General features: G+C 55.3%; 14 protein-coding genes. 7 read left to right on the top strand and 7 right to left on the bottom strand.

Annotated features, from left to right (window positions below):
• Positions 1–16 precede the first annotated feature (16 nt).
• A complete protein-coding gene (locus tag PPP56_RS01865; RefSeq protein ID WP_353562211.1) occupies positions 17–1,720 on the top strand; it encodes a potassium channel family protein in 1,704 nt (567 codons plus the stop codon).
• A 45-nt stretch (positions 1,721–1,765) separates the two neighbouring features.
• Here PPP56_RS01865 and PPP56_RS01860 read toward each other — a convergent pair whose 3' ends face one another.
• Complete coding sequence (locus tag PPP56_RS01860) at positions 1,766–2,197, bottom strand: OsmC family protein (RefSeq protein WP_353562209.1); 432 nt, start codon at positions 2,195–2,197, stop codon at positions 1,766–1,768.
• A 357-nt stretch (positions 2,198–2,554) separates the two neighbouring features.
• Between PPP56_RS01860 and PPP56_RS01855 the strand changes: the two genes are divergently transcribed.
• The 3 genes from PPP56_RS01855 (at position 2,555) to PPP56_RS01845 (ending at position 7,053) form a co-directional block, all read left to right on the top strand.
• Positions 2,555–3,058 carry a hypothetical protein gene (locus tag PPP56_RS01855; protein WP_353562207.1) on the top strand — a complete coding sequence of 168 codons (504 nt, stop codon included), beginning with the start codon at positions 2,555–2,557 and terminating at the stop codon, positions 3,056–3,058.
• 283 nt (positions 3,059–3,341) lie between these two features.
• A complete protein-coding gene (locus PPP56_RS01850; RefSeq protein WP_353562205.1) occupies positions 3,342–5,168 on the top strand; it encodes a dihydrolipoyl dehydrogenase family protein in 1,827 nt (608 codons plus the stop codon).
• A 163-nt stretch (positions 5,169–5,331) separates the two neighbouring features.
• Positions 5,332–7,053 carry an acyl-CoA dehydrogenase family protein gene (locus tag PPP56_RS01845; protein ID WP_353562203.1) on the top strand — a complete coding sequence of 574 codons (1,722 nt, stop codon included), beginning with the start codon at positions 5,332–5,334 and terminating at the stop codon, positions 7,051–7,053.
• A gap of 113 nt (positions 7,054–7,166) precedes the next feature.
• Here PPP56_RS01845 and PPP56_RS01840 read toward each other — a convergent pair whose 3' ends face one another.
• The 5 genes from PPP56_RS01840 to PPP56_RS01820 all read right to left on the bottom strand — a co-directional run bounded on the left by PPP56_RS01840 (position 7,167) and on the right by PPP56_RS01820 (position 12,811).
• On the bottom strand, positions 7,167–9,278 hold the full coding sequence (locus tag PPP56_RS01840; protein ID WP_353562201.1) for a hypothetical protein: 2,112 nt from the start codon (positions 9,276–9,278) through the stop codon (positions 7,167–7,169).
• A gap of 58 nt (positions 9,279–9,336) precedes the next feature.
• The gene (locus PPP56_RS01835; RefSeq protein ID WP_353562199.1) at positions 9,337–9,732 is read right to left on the bottom strand and encodes a hypothetical protein; all 396 of its coding nucleotides are present in this window, start codon (positions 9,730–9,732) and stop codon (positions 9,337–9,339) included.
• 908 nt (positions 9,733–10,640) lie between these two features.
• A complete protein-coding gene (gene udk / locus PPP56_RS01830) occupies positions 10,641–11,279 on the bottom strand; it encodes a uridine kinase (protein WP_353562197.1) in 639 nt (212 codons plus the stop codon).
• Between the two features lie 84 nt (positions 11,280–11,363).
• On the bottom strand, positions 11,364–12,182 hold the full coding sequence (gene yaaA, locus PPP56_RS01825) for a peroxide stress protein YaaA (RefSeq protein ID WP_353562195.1): 819 nt from the start codon (positions 12,180–12,182) through the stop codon (positions 11,364–11,366).
• A 305-nt stretch (positions 12,183–12,487) separates the two neighbouring features.
• The gene (locus tag PPP56_RS01820) at positions 12,488–12,811 is read right to left on the bottom strand and encodes a YtxH domain-containing protein (protein ID WP_353562193.1); all 324 of its coding nucleotides are present in this window, start codon (positions 12,809–12,811) and stop codon (positions 12,488–12,490) included.
• A 997-nt stretch (positions 12,812–13,808) separates the two neighbouring features.
• Here PPP56_RS01820 and PPP56_RS01815 point away from each other — a divergent pair.
• The 3 genes from PPP56_RS01815 (at position 13,809) to PPP56_RS01805 (ending at position 16,081) form a co-directional block, all read left to right on the top strand.
• Positions 13,809–14,618 carry an alpha/beta fold hydrolase gene (locus tag PPP56_RS01815; RefSeq protein ID WP_353562191.1) on the top strand — a complete coding sequence of 270 codons (810 nt, stop codon included), beginning with the start codon at positions 13,809–13,811 and terminating at the stop codon, positions 14,616–14,618.
• Between the two features lie 693 nt (positions 14,619–15,311).
• Entirely contained in the window at positions 15,312–15,803 is a 492-nt protein-coding gene (locus PPP56_RS01810) for a peptidylprolyl isomerase (protein ID WP_353562189.1), read from the top strand.
• Positions 15,800–16,081: a hypothetical protein gene (locus tag PPP56_RS01805; protein WP_353562187.1), complete on the top strand. Its 282-nt coding sequence runs from the start codon at positions 15,800–15,802 to the stop codon at positions 16,079–16,081. The genes PPP56_RS01810 and PPP56_RS01805 overlap by 4 nt, the downstream gene beginning before the upstream one ends.
• A gap of 364 nt (positions 16,082–16,445) precedes the next feature.
• Here the strand turns inward: PPP56_RS01805 and ftsZ are convergent, their stop codons facing one another.
• The gene (gene ftsZ / locus PPP56_RS01800; protein ID WP_353562185.1) at positions 16,446–17,801 is read right to left on the bottom strand and encodes a cell division protein FtsZ; all 1,356 of its coding nucleotides are present in this window, start codon (positions 17,799–17,801) and stop codon (positions 16,446–16,448) included.
• Positions 17,802–18,568: the final 767 nt, after the last annotated feature.

The raw sequence follows: 18,568 nt of genomic DNA, 5'->3' as shown, positions 1-18,568 counted from the left end.
CCCTGTTCCATACCTCATGAAGTTCTACAGCACTCAGCTCGCCTATCTATTTGACGACAAGGAAGCCCGACGCAATCTTATTGCGCTCTCTAAGTACATCGCGTTTCTGATCGTCTCAATGATTCTGCTGTCGGTCGGCTTCCAGCTCATCATGTGGTATGTAGAAGGGCAAGACCATAGCTGGGTCTCTGCATTCTACTGGACCCTGGTTACGATGAGTACGCTTGGGTTTGGAGATATCACGTTTCACACCGATGTTGGCCGCCTATACAGCATGTTTGTAGTGGGGTCGGGCATCGTGCTGCTACTCATTGTGCTCCCGTTTGCATTTATCCGGTACTTCTATGCGCCCTGGCTGGAAGCTCAGATCCACGCACGCGCACCGCGCTTCGTGTCCAGCGATATGCAAGACCACGTTATTATCTGCAACCATGACCCGATCACCCCCGGACTTATCGACCGTCTGGAGACCGATGGTATCCCATATGTGCTTATTGAGACCGATGCCGATCAGGCGTCCGACTACTACCTGGATGGCATATCGGTCATTCTTGGCGACTTTGACAGCAAGGAGACCTTCGAGAATGCGCGCGCTCCCGAGGCCCGCATGATCCTTGCCAATCGAAGCGATGTCGAAAATACGAACATTGCGCTCACCGTCCGTGAGGTTGCTCCCGACACCCCGATCACCGCGATCGCCCACTCGCGCGATGCCGTAGACATCCTTGAACTGGTCGGATGCAGCGATGTCTTGTCGCTCAAGCACATGCTGGGCGAACAGCTCGCTAACCGCATTAATGCACGGCACTGCGAGGTGCACCCCATTGGCCGATACAAAGACCTGGTTTTGGCCGAACTTCCCGTTCAGAACACCCCCTTGGAGGGGCGCACGATCCGCGAAACCACCTTACGTGCAGATACAGGGGTAAGCATCATCGGCGTGTGGGAACGAGGCGCGCTCGAACCGGCACGACCGAACCATGAACTCACCGCCTCGAGCGTGCCCGTCGTTATCGGAATGCAAGATCAGATCGACGCACTCGACCAGCGCCTCAGCTCGTATGACATCAGCGACCACCCGGTGCTGGTTATCGGAGGTGGCACCGTGGGCGAATCAACAGCCCGGGCGCTTCTTGATCGGGGCATCGACGTAAACATCGTAGAGCGCGACCCCGCTCGGTGTAAGGCACTGCGCCGCCTCGATGTCAACGTATTTGAGGGCGATGCCTCCGACTACAGCCTGCTCGACGAAGCCGGCATCCAGAATGCCCCCTCGGTGCTCCTCACCACCCACGACGACGCTGTCAACATCTACCTGGCCTCGTACTGCCGCCGCCTGAACGAACGCCTCCGCATCGTAAGTCGCATCGTGCACCGGCGTAACATGGAGGCCATTCACCGGGCAGGGGCCGACTTTGTGCTTGGATACGCGATGCTCGGCATCGAATCGGTCTGGGCCGTGCTCATGGATAAAGAGCTGGTCGTGATGGGCGAAGGGCTCGACCTCTTTACCCGAGAGGTCCCGCCCTCCCTGCATCACAAAACCCTGGCCGAGAGCGACATCGGTGCCCAGACGGGGCTCACCGTTGTAGCCGTTCTCTGCCCGAATAAAGATGTTATTACGCAGGTAAACGCCGACACAGCGCTCGAACCCGGACGCGAACTGCTCATGGTGGGCACCGACGAGCAGTACCACGACTTCGTGGAACGGTACGGATAACTCTGCCCGGATACTCCTGCCCGCCTCTACCGCTTTCTGCCTGGTCTATTCTTCCCGCACGGCTCCCTCGTGCGTCTCGCCGTTCAGGGTAAACGAGTACGTTATCGTCGCCGTCTTGTCAACCATCTTAGAAACAGAACAATACGTTTCCAGGCTCAAGTCGATCGCACGGCGCACCTTGTCCGCCTGCGCCTCGCCGGTCAGGGTGTAGTGGATCTGCACGTCTGTGAACACGCGCGGCGGATCTTCGGCGCGCTCCGCATCCACCTGAACCGCAAAATCGTCAACGCGCTGCTTCTGCTTCTCCAGAATCATGAGGATGTCGATGCTGCTGCACCCACCAATAGCCATCGCGGTCATCTCCATCGGACTCACCCCCTCTTGCTCGCCCTTGGATGCAATTGTAAGCCGACTTCCTGTTGCATTTGTGCCTTCAAACTGGATAGCGTCGTTGATTCGTTGAAGCGATACGGTCATGTGTTCAGTGTGTCGTTATAAAACAGGATGGATAACAGAATGCACGCCCATTAACACGAAAACACCTCGCGCCGTTGCATGGTCTCCAGACTCTGAACGACCGCATGTCTCATCGAAGCCCGTATTTCGCTCGCATGTGCTCGATCATATTCTGACGCGCGCCCCAGAAGGGGCACCTCAGCTCACATTGCACACGCACCTTTCATGAATAAAAGATGAGACCAAAGGCATATAGGGCACATCCGCATCCAATGTAACGGAATACCAAGCTTTGAGCAGAAAACTCGGAACACCCTGCAGGTGATGTGGGGTTCGTGCGAACGAGGAGTTCTTCTCACAAACGGAGCGTACGCACGGATGCCTCACACGTCTGTGTACGCGCTCGCCTATATGGTTGACCTCTGGATGCTCGTTTCTGACTGGTTTATGGGACTTGGCGATTCGTACGGCGTCGACCCTATAATCTTCGGAAGCATTTACGTGGCTACGATTCCATTTTTCTGGGGATCAGTCGCCTGGATCGTTCGCAACGCACGCAAGGGTACGTCGGTAACTTTACCTGCGTTATCGGCCAGCTTCTTTATGGTGATGGCGTACGCTTACCTGTTCTGGGCAGGCGAGAATCTGCCGATCTGGCTTTACCTGCTTGTGAGCGCCTGCATCGTGTATGGCGGCATTGCCACCGTCCGAAAAGTGCGCTCTACGACACGCGCTTCCAAACGGTCTAACGCAATCTCTTCATCTCTTCCTGATGCTACCCGCTCTCAGAAAGAGGCCCGGCACGAGTCCGCCTCTACCCCTTCTGTTTCTGCACCTCGTCGCAAAACACCCGCGTACCGGCCGGCACAGGTCACTTCGTAGCCTCCGTTAGAACGCGTAGCTGGCTCCTGCGAGCACAAAACGTCTCGCCTCCGCTCATCTCTTTTGATCTGTTCTGCCCCCTCGGGTTGAACTGTAGCCATCAGCATCTTGCTACCCTGCCCGGTCGCTCCTGCGTGTTTGTTCTGATGCGCCTGTAGCCACGCGCTTGTAACAGTCTTCGGGGCGGCGGCACCCATCGGGTGGATGTAGCCGTGTAAGCTGCGTCTGACGAAATAAGGCTGCGCATACTTTACGCATTCCGCAATTAAACGGGTAATATGTGATGACGGACTTCTGGAGCGTGTTCGTAGATTGGTTTATGGGACTGGGGAGCGCCTACGGGGTAGATCCTGTCATTTTTGGAAGCATTTATCTGGGGGCTATCCCTTTCTTCTGGATGTCGGTAGCCTGGCTGGTTCGCAACCTGCGACACGGCGCCTCCACTGTGCCTCCAACGCTTGCCGCCTCTTTCTTTATGCTCTCTGCCTACATCTACCTCTTCTGGGCCGGCGAGAACTTGCCGCTCTGGGTCTACTTCTTCGCTGTCGCGCTGGTGGCATACGGCGCCGTCGCTACCGTAAATAAGGTTCGCGCTCAGACCGAGGACCCGCCTGCCGCTGGCGTCGACATTGACCCCGATGACGACTTCGATGTCGTGGTTATCGGCGGCGGCGCGGGCGGACTCACCGCTGCCGGGGTGGCCACGAACATCGGTGCCCAAACGCTGATGATCGAGAAGGCCAAGCTCGGCGGCGACTGCACCTGGTACGGATGTGTCCCCAGCAAAGCGCTCCTGAAAAGCGCCGAGGTCGCCCACACCGTTGCACAGGCAGATACATATGGCGTTGAGGTATCGGGCCGTGCTGTTAACTTTTCGCGTGTCATGGAGCGCTTAAGAACGCTCCGGCAGGAGGTGTACGAGGATGCAGACGCTCCCGAGATCTTTGAGGAGATGGGTATCGAAGTTGCCCATGGCACCGCACGCTTTGTAGACGACCATACTGTAGCGATCGACGACGGCGAAGAGACGCGACATGTGCGAGGCGACCGCATTGTGATCGCTACGGGTGGCCGTGCCCTCGTGCCGCCTATCGACGGACTCGAGGACGTTCCGTATCTCACCAACCACTCGCTCTTCAACCTCACCGATCAGCCCGACCATCTGGCCATCGTTGGCGCAGGACCCATCGGCATCGAGATGGCACAGGCCTTTGCTCGACTCGGCTCCGACGTTACCGTCATCGAGATGGGCAACCGCATCCTGCGTAATGACCATCCGGAGCTTACCGAGATGCTCAGAAAGCGACTGGAGGAAGAGGGTGTGCGCTTCCTGCTCGATGCACGGGCCGATCACGTATCACAGACCGACGACGGACGCATTCGCATCCAGGCCAAACAAGACGATACCAGCCACACCGTAGTAGCCGATGAGCTGCTTGTTGCTGCAGGCCGCCAGCCTAACGTTGAACACATCGGGCTTGATGCTGCAGGCGTTACCTACACGAAAAAAGGCATTCCGGTCAATGACTCCGGGCAGACCAACCGATCGCACATTCTGGCCGTGGGCGACGTTACCGGGCGCTATCAGTTCACCCACATGAGCGAGCACATGGCCAAGACCGCGATGACGAAGGCGCTCCTTAAGGTGCCCGCAAGCTTTGATACGGCGCACGTGCCGTGGGTCACATACACTGATCCGGAACTGGCTCACGTGGGAGCTACCGAGGCCGAGCTCGAATCCAGCGGCACCTCGTTCAAAACGTATCGCTTCCCCTATTCAAAGGTCGACCGGGCCATTACCGATGGCGATACACTGGGCGAAATTAAGGTCTACGCCAAAGAATGGAACGGCAAGATTCTGGGAGCCAGCGTGCTTGGCGCACGGGCAGGCGAACTCATCAGCGAGTTTGCGCTGGCGATGCGCAACGGTGTAACGCTGCGCGCCCTCTCCGACACTATACATCCGTACCCTTCGTATGGATTGGCGGCTCGCCGCGTAGCAGATCAATGGTACGCCCAGAAACAGTCCGCTCGCGTTACACGCTGGGTGAAGCGCGTTTTTGGATACAGCGGCCCTGAAATCGAGCCAGCGCCTGATCGCATTGTGTAGCTCCCCATGTGTAGCTCCCCATAAAAACCCAATACAGCGGGATAGAGCAACGCCACGCGACATTCAGGCAGCAGTTCACGTTCTCGGGCAGGGTGCTTTGAGCACGGCGCCTATCCATGCGAGGGATGCATACGCTACTGCTCATTAAGCCCCTAACCTCTGTATGGATGCGTCTACCATCACAGCCCCCGATCTCAAAAACCAGTTTGAAGCCGATCGGGTCTTACGCGGCACGCTCGCCCATCGCTTACCGTCTTCACGCTACCAGGATGCACGCAACGTGCTCCGCGACGAAGGCAGCCGCCAACAACAGCGTTACGCGTCACAATCTCATCATAAACAGCCCTACCATGAGAGGTCACATCCAAAGCCCTCTCCCGAAGACGCATGGGGGCAGCCTCAGCATGTAACCCCGGTTCCAGCCCACTGGGGGCCGAGCCGTCGTGCATTTACGAAGCAGGGCATCATCCACCGCTCGCAGGCGCGTCCCGATGCGGCCCATAGCCGACTCGTGCAGATGGCCCTGGTGCATCTGCTGGCTCCTGAAGCGCCTGGACTGGCTCCGCTTATTGCGACGACTGACGTAGCTGTGCATACCCTTATGCGTACGGGCTCAGCCGCCCACCTGGAACGGCTTGTTCCCCGCCTGACCAGCCGCGACCCTGATACGTCGGCTCTGTGCGATATCTGGGGTCGCAGCCATTCGCTCTCCGCTCCCGACACCTCAATGCGCGCTACACACAGTGAAGGAAAATGGCGCCTGCACGGCCGCACGTATGCCCGTGCATCCACCTACCCAGATGCTGCGCTGGTTCTGGCCCAAGACGAATCGGAGACCCGTCACCTATTCTTGCTGGATAAGCCCGCTGCAACCAGCGGTGTGCATATTCACGCGGCGGTGCCCTCAGCCATGCATCCTGCCGCCCCCTCCGCAACACTACGCCTTGACAACGTCTCCGCAGAACACCTGCAGTCCGACGTAGAACGCGTAGGGCCGGCTCCGTTTCTTCAGCATGTCTGGGATGCGGTGCTCTCCGTCAGCCACATGCGCCGCGTCCTCGCACTGGCCCGTGGCGCCGCTGAAACATGGCGCGTCCAGGATAAAGAGCTGGCCCATAGTGCACTCATTCAGGAGACGCTCGCCGACATGCAGGCGCGCTACGAATCTGCCTTCAACCTGACCTACCGCAGTGTTCGATTGCTCGATGCTACGGAGAACGGCGACGAATCCAGCACACCCTTACTTCAACCGATGGCCCTTCTCGCAAAGCATCATGCTATGATGCAGGGCGCTGAGGTTGCACGTGCAGCACTTCAGGTGTGGGGCCGGAGTGCCCGGCGCACCTCTAACGGGTTGCATGCTGCACTCGCCCCCGTGCACGACCGTGCCGTTGCGTATGGCACCACGCACGATCTGGCGCTCACCTTTCTTCACACACTGGAGCATCAACAGCAATTTCGGGAGCTCCGTAGCGACTTGAAAGAAACGCTCACTGGGTGCTCGGTGGAAACGCTCATCGGCCCGATGAAGGACGCGGTAATGGCGTTTAAAGATGCCAATGATTGGCTCAACAACGCCCGCGACGGCGGCGGCGAGACGTTGGAGGCAGGGGCGCATCGATTTGCCGTGACCGTAGGCCATGCCCTCTCGATTGCTTTCATGATTGAACAGGCCGATTGGTCGCTTCGCGAAGACCAGGATGGACGGCCCGCTGCTGCCGTGAAGCGCTTTTCGAATACGCATATCAATCACATCAGCAATCTCGACCCGCACGACGCCTACGTGCTCACCTGGGATTTCAACTGCCCAACGCTCTTTGAATGCCATTCGGGAGCTCAGCCCGGAGCCTCACAGGAGACCCTCAGCGCTGTTTTCGGCAGTTAGAGCCAGAGGTACTCGGTCCGTCACGCTCGTGTACGGACGTACTGACAGATAAACGCCCCGCCTTCACGAAGAAAGCGGGGCGTACCCATTCAACAGACAGAACGTATGCGAAGCTACAACGGGATACGGTAGCCGATCATGAAGCGGCTCACGCTGAAGGTATTGAGCGTACTGTACTCCGCAAATGCCGCTCCGCGTCCGAGCGGGTACTCTGCGCCGAAAAAGATGTTAGTGGCGAAACCGAGGCGTAGTGCCCGTGCACTCACCAGACCAACCCCGCCACCAACATATGGGGAGAGAGGCAAACCTGTCTGCTCCTGCGCGATGCCTTCAGCCAGCGTATACGCTACGTTGCCGATGACACCAACCGATGTGGTACTTGGGCTTGTCCCAATAGCCACTTCAGGCAAGAAACGGAAATTAGATGATGGCGAACGACGATAGTCGCCACGCAGCCCAACCTGATATTGCGTGGGTCCTTGCCCCGCCCGAAAGCCGGTCACCGGCACAATGTTGGTTAGCGGGCGCCCGAAGAACGAGCTGTAGAACGGGCGTCCTGGAATGGTTGGTTCGACATCAGTGCGCTCGGGGCGGCGGATATCTTCGCCTCGTTCGCGGCGGAGCTCGCGGCGCAGCTCATCGATCTCTGACTGAAGCGCAGCAACGCGCGAGTCGTCGGTACGCGTGTCGCGGCGCGTACGGTCTTCGTCGAGGAGCCGGCGCAGCGTGCGCTGTACGGTCTGCTCAACGTCTTCGTCGGTAAGCGGACGGTCGCGGTCTTCGACGCGCGCACCGAGCGCCTCACGTACAGCATCGCGGATGGCCTCCTCGTCCATGCGGCCCGCAATATCGGGACGGCGCTCTTCTTCGCGGTCTATGCGACGTATCTCAGGCTCGCCCTCTCCAAAGCGGATGTAAAGCGATCCCACTTCGGGCACAGGCACCGTTATGGTCTGGCCGGAAATATTCGAGCGGCGCTCTTCTGCCGGAGCGGGTTCTCCTTCCTGTAGCGCCCGTGCGCGCTCTTCAAGCTGATTGATGCGTGCTTCCAGGTCTTGCTGCTCTGGGGATGCCGACGCCTGTGCAGCCTCAATCGAGTCGAGGCGGGCCTCCAGGCGCTGCTGCTCGGTTAGGCGCTCCTGGGCTTGCCGTGCCGGACGCGTCCGGTCGCGCCCCCCAATTCCAAACGATACGCCCAGCGAATACATTAGGCTGCCATAGATTTCGGTATCGGCCGTCCCTGTGGGGTTCTGCGACTCCATAAAGACCGACCGCGCCGATCCTGTCAGCGAGAACGTATCCCCCAGCGGAATTTCGACGCCCAGCCCCGTCGTTGCAAAGAACCGATCGGCAGGAGCTGAAAGATTTTCTGGCAGATCGTCGCTGTAGTTGGAGAGGACATCAAAGTAGCCGCCTCCAATAACAATAAAAGGCGAGATAGACGATACTGTGCCTCGGCGCTGAGGCAACAGGCGCGCGCGGACCTCGCCACCGTACATCTGGGCCCGTTCGAAGCTACCAGCCACATCGTCAAACAGGTCATCTCCGACCGCTCCCCGTGCATAGAACCCGTGAAGGCTGAGCGTAGACCCTACTTCGAATCCTGCATTTACGCCACGCATGTTCTGGTCTTTGGGCATACCTAAGGCCTCATTCCACTCCATACGTGAAACAAACGGATCTACCGACCACCTGAGTCCACTGAGCCCGCGCTCAAACTGCTGCCGAAACGACTCATCGATAGCGGTTTCTTCGTCAAGGGGACGTCCGCCCAGAAAAAGAGCCACGCTGGCATTCAATGAGGGGTTGACGACACGCGACTCTCCGGTGAAGACGTTGTCGCCTGGCAGGAACGCTGTGCCGGGGTTGTTGCGATAGCCAAGGAGCTCGCCACCAAACGAAACACGATAGCGGCCTGCGAAAGCATATGTGATACCCGCTTCGGCGCTGGAATAGATCGTACGCGATGCATCAGCACCATCAGGAGTTACCTGAAAGACTCCTGTACCGAAACTGAGGAAGGGAATCACGCCATCGGTACGAAGGTTGGTACGGACGCGCGCGCCATATCGTAGCACCTCCACGTCTCGGTTTGGCGGAACCAGCGCGTCAAACTGGCTGAAGTCGGTCCGGAAATTAGGTCCGTAGAGTGCTTCTCCGCTGAGTTCGAGGTAGCGGCCCAGGTTGATACCGGCCTCTCCTCCAAAAAGCAGATCGCGCTGCAAGCCCGAGTTGTTTTCCCCTTGAAACCACTCGACTTTAGGAGACAGGGTGTACCCAATATTACGATCTGACGGCGGGGCTTGAACGGGCGCTTGCTCCACTGAAGTCGATCCGCACCTGATCTCCTCCGCTCACGCTGTATACCCCCGCAATGCGCGAGCGCCCATCTTCGAGCTGGTACACGAGATCCACACTCGCATTCCGTCCGAAAAACTCCATGCGTGGCGTATTCTCAGAAACGACAAGCACATCTTCGAGAAAATCCAGGTCTCGAACAGCTGTACCTGGAATCTCAAAGATGAACTCTTCAAAGACGTATGTCCCTTCAAAATCGCCTGGGTCTGGGCCGGGGTCGGTGCTTGAGTCGCATCCGAGAAGCCCCATGCTAATAATGATGAGGATTAAGCCCGGCAGCACGAAGAGCCGGTGCATGAAGGTCGGCATTTTGGTATACATGATGAAAAAGGGTACTTATGTAAAGAGCGCGGATAAAAGCAATGGTACGTATGCCGGGTTCCCTTTTTGAATCTGGTACGCTATTTCTCCTCGACCAGCAAATCAGTTCGTCCACCTGCTTTAGTTTACAAACGTTAACGCGCGTAAGCGTCAACACGCAACGAGCAAGTTTAATGGATAGGGCAGTAGCTATCATGCGCTACTATGTGCGATATGATATGACGCCTCTGCCGGTTTTTTGAGAAAAAACGCCTCGACGAGGGTGCGCACCTCTCACGCTGCAGTATCTAAAAGCCCTTCGCGAGTTGTGCGCCACTGCGTGAGCCACTTGCTTTTTAGATACTACCTACGTCGGATATCTTGTTGTATTACGTAATTTTGTTACCTGGGTTTTCTGTGCACACTGCTCCGCGTACACCACATAGTTAACGGCATGTACGGGCTTCCCTCTTATCGTTGCTGATTGCCTTATTACAGAATACGTGGTCCTGCCCCCCATTCCCTCACACTGTCCGGCACGCGCCTTCACGAAGGGGGGACGCGAGCGTCAGCGACTGACGAAGCGAAGCAGAATACATGTCGCGCGGCGACAAAGGGAAATGCTCGGCCCGAAAGGACAATAGAAAAGCTTGCACGCCGCGTTAGTTAAATACTGGTAACTGAAACAGTATAAGCGCTTTCTGTTACTCCTCGCTATGCTTTTCCCGACATTATTCGGTGCGGTTTGGGGAGACGCCAGGTTACTTTTGGATAACCGGCATGTCAGGATGACAACAGGATAGCGGGTAGCGTACTGATTATTAAACGACAAGACGAAGCGACATGCTCAGCACCTGTGTCTCTTTCGTTTCTCTCCTTATCTGCATTCAGGGGAATGCTGCACGCCACGCACACAACTGGTACTGCAATTATGGATATGTACCTTGCGCCTTCTGGAGCAGGTCGCGTATCCGTGCAAGCACCATATGGATTGCTACATGGTTTTTGCCGCCTCGTGGAATGATTACATCAGCTTTGCGCTTTGACGGCTCCACAAATTCCAGGTGCATGGGGCGCACCGTACTTTCGTATTGTGAGAGGACCTCTTTGATAGTGCGTCCTCGCTCTTCCAGGTCACGTCGTATGCGCCGCATGAGGCGCACATCGTCGGCAGTATCAACGTATATCTTGATATCCATACTGGATTCGAGACTTGGCTCGGCCAGCACCAGAATGCCCTCAACAATTACGACCGGGCGTGGCTTCACAGTGGTTGTCTCATCAACGCGACAGTGGCGTTTGAAGTCGTAGACGGGCTTCTCCACGACGTTTCCTTCCAGAAGCATATCCAGGTGAGCGCGCATGAGCTCGGTTTCAAGCGCATCAGGATGGTCAAAGTTGAAGGAACTGCGCTCTTCCGGGTCCAGATGGCTGAGGTCGCGATAGTATGCATCATGGTCAAGAATTGCAATGCGATCGGGGCCAATCGCTTTCACAATGCGTTTGAGCACCGTTGTCTTACCCGACCCCGAACCGCCGGCAATACCAATACAGACCGGACGTTGCATAGTTGACCTTGGCGCTGACTCACGGCAGATAGTGGTAGATGCGCACAACGGGTTTTTTGTCGTGCGTCTCGTGTTGTTAAAAAGCTACCGACGCATGTATACATGCCAGGTACGCGTTTCATCGTCATACTCAGACGCTCGCTTTGCAAGCGAGAATCCGTCAGGGTGGTCTTCCCACTCTTCCAGATCTTCAATTTCCTCCGCGGTCTCACGAACTACATAGTTCACGAATTGCCCCCGCTGGATATCCTCCTCTTCGGAAGGTACGGGTTCGTATGCGCCTCCTGTTTTTTCTTCAAAGTGCACGACCGCACGCGCCTCGTAGCTACGCGTATCTTCCCATGCATTCCGATGCGCTTCGGGGAGGAGGTCCCATACAAAACGCCCTTCGATGTAGTCATTAAGTACCGGGCTGATAGTTTCTCGCCAGTAATCAACCGGTTTTCCTAACTCCGGCACGTCGTCTGTTATGCCAAGCTGATAGTTAGGAATGAGGTCATCGGGCCGCAGCAGTCCAAACAACCCAGAGATGATAATTCCGTTCTCCAGCAGGCGCCGCTGTGCTCCCGTTGGCAGGTTCGCGAAGTCCATCGCGGCATACATAATTCCCGGGCTATACCGGTCAAGTGCAGACATGAGCGGCGCATCGTAGATTTCGGTGTTCACCCGAATGGCCTCGTCGAGCATTGCTCCTTCGAGACCGAAGATGTCGGCAAGGGTGTCAGTCTCATATTCGTTAATGACATTCTGGAGCGTGTCGATCAACGCCCGCCGCTCAGGATTGAGTGCATCGAAATAGTTGAACGTTCCCGATGTCCGGTAGTCGAACATATCCGGTGCAAACGGATTGCCACCGGGCTGTTTTTGATCGGAAGGAGCCAGCAGAACAGTAAGGTTGGGCATGTAGGGTTACAGCACGGGATAAAAAAGAGTGAACGCACACTGTACAAGACGCGGCACTGCACATAGGCATATAGCAGGTACTACGCATCCTGTGTCACATCAGAGAGGGATTGCAACGCCACACATGGCATATCTTTTCACCGTGTGTACCATACGCAGTACATGCTCTGTGCTCCGCAGAAAGAATTCGTACTGCGTGCTTTTAGCATGACTCAGCGTTGGCACAGCACTATAACGTGTAGCGGCACCAGGGCATACCATCAGCGCGTGATACAACGACGCATGCTCAGTTCAGCGCGTTGCTCTCATGAAGAGGAACGATCTTGTTGCTGTTTCTTGAGTTCATCCAAGAGTGAGTCAATGTCATTTCGAATGTTATTGGCACGCGCCTGGGCATCTGCAACGAGCGCGTCACGCGTTCGCCGAGCCTCACTGCTCCTACTGGAGGGTGAAGCAAGGCCTCGAACGTACGATCCCGTCTGGGATGCGAACTGGTCGAGCTGGTACGCGATACGACGGCGAGCATTTGGGCCGCGCTGGGGAGCAAATAGCATTCCCAGCCCAAAGCCAATGGCTCCGCTGATCAGTACGCTCCAAAACGGTATGCGGGTCGTTTTTTTGTCGGACATGACATCCTCGGGTACAGTCAGGATGAACACAAGAAAAAAGCGGTCTTGATTTACGGCTTTACCGCAGAGACTGCTTGCTTTCAGGCTCGCAGTTTGCCTCAACTCTACGATCTTAACTTCACAACTTTAACTTCGTGCAGGTATCAACGTGAAGTGTATCTGCTCCATTCATCAACCTGGTGCTACGAAGCCCAAATTGTACGGTATATGTACAAGTCATACCATATAGCGCGTGCGCTTCGGCAAACATTACAGCCACGGTGTATTGTACTCACTTCTCACGTTTCTTGCAAGCGTAAACAGCACGTTGCGCATGAGCACTTGGTTGAGATTCACGCGCCGACGGCTCCCACTTATCTCAAAACGCTTTATCTAATGCATGAGACCCATCTGAACAAGCAAATATTTAAACGCAGCGCAATGAATAACAAGTATCTGGGAACGATTCAGTATGCATGAAGTGACTATATCGTCATAACAAGACATATCGGAACGCACACGAAGCAGATGCTTTCCGGTAATTCTGTGCACTTTCCTGTTGTACGCTTGTTTTGCGGTGCGGACGGTGTTATCTACTGGAAACCCTTTCAGATGATATAGCACCGAGACGGGTGTATAATGCGGAGGACACCCACCCACGCAACTGAATCAACCAACGTGGTAAGCGCTTCGCAAGCAAAGCCTCTTCAACCCTTTGTAGCAGTGGCAATATGTTTGCGCGGTGTTTATGTACAGAAGGCATAGCATTACAAAAACTTACTTGTCCTCTCATAGTTTTTATCGTAAGGTATTTGTTTCATACAGCATGAGATGAGCTCTTGCTCGAGCACGTGACGTTCTTATGCGCTGCGATATTCTCATGCGCTGCGGTATCGCCTGTAAGGGTTCTACCTGTATGGCTGCCCTGTTGCTACTCGTACGACTCACCGCGCTAAAGAAGCGCCGTGAACCTCAAACCACCACGATGTACTCTATAATCTAATGTCGCTTCGCCCTCATGCATGATACGCCCTATGTCGTCCAACACACTGACGATTTCACTTATCTTGATGAGGGCCCCAAAGATGCATCGCATCCGCCCATTGTGCTGCTACACGGCATGCTGGGCGACCTTAGCAACTGGACACACACTATTGAGGACTTGGTCCACCAAGGATACCGCGTAATTACACCGGTTATGCCTGTGTATGACCTCCCCCTCCGTAAAACGAGTGTGCCCGGACTTGCGTCGTACATGCATGACTTCATACAGCATCTCGGTCTCGATCAGGCCATTCTGGTAGGCAACTCGCTTGGAGGACATATTGCGCTGCTGTATGCCCTCGACCACCCAGAACATGTTGCAGCTATGGTCCTCTCCGGATCCTCTGGCATATACGAAGCTCACCTCGGCACGTCGACGATGCGCCGTTACGACCGCGAGTTTATCCGAGAGCGTACCGAACTTACGTTTTACGACCCGGTCCATGCTACCGACGAACTCATCGATGAGATGCTGGAACTGGTTAGCGATCGCCCGCGCGCACTCCGCCTTATCAAGATTGCGCGCTCGGCAGATAAAGAGATCGTGACAGACCAGCTTGGCAAGTTGGATATGCCAACCCTTCTCGTATGGGGGAATAACGATGTGATTACTCCTCCTGATGTCGGAGAAGAGTTTCGTGATCGGATGCCCAATGCAGAGCTTCATTTCATCGACAAATGTGGCCATGCTCCAATGATTGAGCACCCCCAGACATTCAACGAAATTATGCTGGGATGGCTGAAACGTCTTACTGAGTCTCCCCCTGTCGCCTCTGCCCCCTGATTCTTCTTCAGTGGACGATACTCTGCACTCCACTCTACCGACAGACTGTGAGCTCTGTAAGCTCACCGGTGGTTGGAATCTCCTCGCCCGCTGTTACGCTGGTGCGTCATATTGTATACACCTTACCACAGGGTGTCGCATCCATCCTACACACCAGATTGCAGTTGTATCGGAGCAATAGAGCCGTGCAGGGATCTACGGGCTTTCTGGTATGCTCTGGCATGTGAGTTGTATCTCATGCAAGTACACCAAGGTGCATCACAGTTCCACCTCATAATTTAGGTACCCCGACCACGGAGGCCTCCGTTGCCGGACAAGCATGTACGGGTGAGCATGCTTGTCCGGTTTTGTTTTTGGTGCCCTGCACCTATCTTTGAAGTTAGAACCTGTTTTGATTTCTTAATTTGGGCTCCGAGCGGCTCCGCTGGGCTGCAAATTGCCCCCGATATACGGGTGTCAGTCGGGCTTGCGCCCTCGTGTCGGCCCGTAGCCCCGGCTACGAACCTCTATCGTGGTCCAATTTTCGCCGCGGTAGCGCTCGCTCTCACCGGCAAACCGAAACCCAAACAGCTTCTTAGAACATGGCTCTGTATCTGCCAAGACCACGATGGCATCCCAACGAAACACCGAGGGGAAAAGCGGGGTGCTATTACTCGACTTTCTTTGTTAACCAAACTAAATTGATCTGCATTTATGAGCGAAGATCTTACATGGAGCACACCGCCCGACCTCACGATTGACACGGAGGCGACTTACCGGGTCGAAATCGATACCTCCAAAGGCACGATCGTGCTCACGCTCTATCCTGAGCATGCGCCCATGACTGTGAACAACTTCGTGTTTTTAGCAGAGCAGGGTTTTTATGATGGTCTATCGTTTCATCGCGTGATCGATGGATTTATGATTCAAGGAGGAGACCCTGAAGGCACTGGACGTGGAGGGCCTGGCTACACGTTTGACGACGAGGTGCAGGATAATCCGCTCAAGCACGAACTCGGGGTTATTTCTATGGCGAATGCAGGCCCCGATACGAACGGCAGCCAATTTTTTATAACGCGGGCTGCCCAGAGCCACTTAGACGGCAAACATACGGTCTTCGGTATCGTCGAGGAGGGCCAAGATGTCGTCGACGCTATGGAAGAAGGCGACGCTATGAAAACAGTCTCCGTAGAGAAGGAAAAATGAGTGTTGCCCGCTACTTTAGCCCCAGTGCAGCTTTCGCCGTACTGATCGGCGTCTCTATGCTGTTTATCACAGCAATGCTGTTCACGGTCGATACCATGCTTGGATTTGCGTCCATCATGGTATTTGTCGGTTCGGCATTCGTGTATAGCGCGATGGAGTTGGCCGACCGCACTACCTCAAATAAAGCACTTATTACTGCACTTCGCGTCCGCGCCATTGGGCTGGTTCTTATCGGCCTCGGCACGTTCTTCGGTGCACTGATGTACCTTGTCTTTTAGGCAGCGTCTGTAACGTCTGAGATCTCTGCACGAGCAGCGGCAGATACCCTCCTCTACACTTCTCTATGCACCGCCTGAGAGCGCCTCATAGGCTGCGCGCTTACTTTTTAGGCACTACCCGAGCAGCTGCAGGAAAACTGTGGGGAAGTCATACAGAAACGCCACGCTCCCATATAGCTGGAAGCGTGGCGTTTTATCTGTGCGCAAGCGGAAGTATGCTACCTCCACATACGCAATCCACGACAGGCGAACGGTGCTCAATCGTTAGCCGGGCCCTGCGATGCTCCTTTGATCAGTAGCAAACGGGGGTCGTGGTGGGGCTGGAGGGCCCCGAAATCGAGGAGGAAACATCACAAGATTCCTCCTAATCCATCATCTTGCGAAGAAATGCGGGGGTATCAGTATCATCTTTGCGGATGCGTTCACTTCGGTCTTTCCGTTCATCCGCATCATCATCGGCACGCAGGCGTCGGATACGTGGGCTACTGTCACGCTGCCCGCCCGATTGATTTTTCTTCTGCTGGCTATTCTCGTCAGAAGAACCCGGCGCGTCATTGTCACTCCCCGGTGCGCTACGGCGCTCGTAGGCCGGCGTGTCAAGAGTGCGCAGGTTATCCTCTCCTTTGTAGCGATACGATGAGTCTTCGCCATCGAGTGGAACGGTACGACGCACGCCGCTCTGCGGGGCTTGTCCCTGAGCGTTCTGCTCCCCATGCCCGGGGTTATCCATCGTATTATCGTCCTGGCCAAACCCCGTAGCAATGACGGTGATGCGCATATCTTCGCCCATGTCGTCATCAATCACAGTGCCCAGAATGACTTCAACGTCTTCGCCTGCTTCGTTCTGAATGACACTGGTTGCCTTGGTCGTTTCGCGCAGCCCGAGTGAGGTGCTGGATGTGATGTTCACAAGCACATTGCTTGCGCCGGCAACCGTTAAGCCGTTGAGCAGCGGACTGCTAATTGCTTTGATGGCAGCCTTCTCTGCACGGTCGCTCCCTGAAGCCATGGCAGATCCCATCAGGGCCGTACCGCCGTCCTTCATTGTCGTCTTCACATCAGCAAAGTCCAGGTTGATCAGGCCGTGTACGGTGATCAGGTCACTGATCCCACGCGTGGCGTTGTAAAGGACCTCATCTGCTTTTGCGAAAGACTCGATCAGGCTTGTGTTGTCATCGACGATATCGAGGAGACGCTCGTTCGGGATGATGATAAGCGTATCGACGTTCTCGCGCAGCAGTTCAATCCCTTCTTCAGCTGTTTTCATCCGGCGCCCGCCCTCGCATGCAAATGGCTTTGTGACCACGGCAACCGTGAGTATATCCATGCTGCGGGCGATGGAGGCCACCACTGGGGCTCCCCCCGTTCCGGTACCGCCTCCCATGCCTGCTGTGATGAACACCATGTCGTATCCTTCGAGCGCCTGCTCGATCTCATGGCTGTTCTCCTCAACAGCTTCAGCGCCGATTGTAGGGCGCGCACCAGCACCGAGGCCTTTCGTTAACGTGCGACCTGCCTGCACCTTATGAGAGGCTTTATTTTCGGCAAGCGCCTGTGAGTCCGTGTTGATTGCGATAAACTCGACTCCACCGCGAATGCCTTTCTCAATCATGTTGTTGATGGCGTTTCCTCCGCCTCCCCCAACACCGACTACACAGATTTTTGCTTCTTCGTTGGCTGCGTCGTCAAACGAGAATCGTGATCCAAAATCATTATCCATGGGTCCCTCCAGGTTGGATACAAATACAAACGCAAGTGCCCCTCACGAAATGAGCAGTTTCGCAGAAACGGTGCACTCGTTGTTAGCCTATGACAGTGTGAGAAATATGTTCAACGCTTGCGTAAATGCGTAAATATCATTTCTTCCATCATTTCTTTCAACAGCGCATCTCCATACATCTTCTCTGTGTGCTGCGCAGAGCACGTGCTCTTATGGTGCTATTGATAAGTCGTTTTTGGTGTAGATGCTGTGCATCCGCTTTGATAGGTATAGCATTGAAGCACCGGTAAGACACGCGGGGCTGATAAAATATACCGCAGGAAACGTCGGTCCTTCAATTTCTTAGACCAGACGCCATAATGAGTATCGCAACGTGTTACGCTGCACTTTAATAGCCTATTTAATTTATTAATTTGAGCATCCCAGGGGTATTTCCTCCCTGCGACCGGGGCGCTGCAGGCGGCTTCAATGGGCTGCTCGCTCTCGCATACAAGCCAAAACCCAGACAGGCTCTTAGAGCCATGACTAAGAATTGGTGTAAATGCTACACCTATTGTAACGAGAAGAACGGTTGCTTCCAAATTATTGAGCGATGTCTATGCATGCCGAGCTGGTATGTTCACAACTTATTCAAAATATATTGTTGGGCTATCTTTACACATTTGGGGAATAGCGACGTGTGACTCGTTTGCTTACGTCCGTCAAAAGTCCCGTGCACCCTTTGCTGTTCTCAAGCATGGGCCCCGACGCCTTCTCCGGTGCGAATA

This window comes from Longimonas sp., assembly GCF_040409695.1.
GTDB lineage: Bacteria > Bacteroidota > Rhodothermia > Rhodothermales > Salinibacteraceae > Longimonas.
The sequence above is the reverse complement of the archived record's forward strand: the minus strand, read 5'-3'. Positions and strand labels throughout refer to the sequence as shown.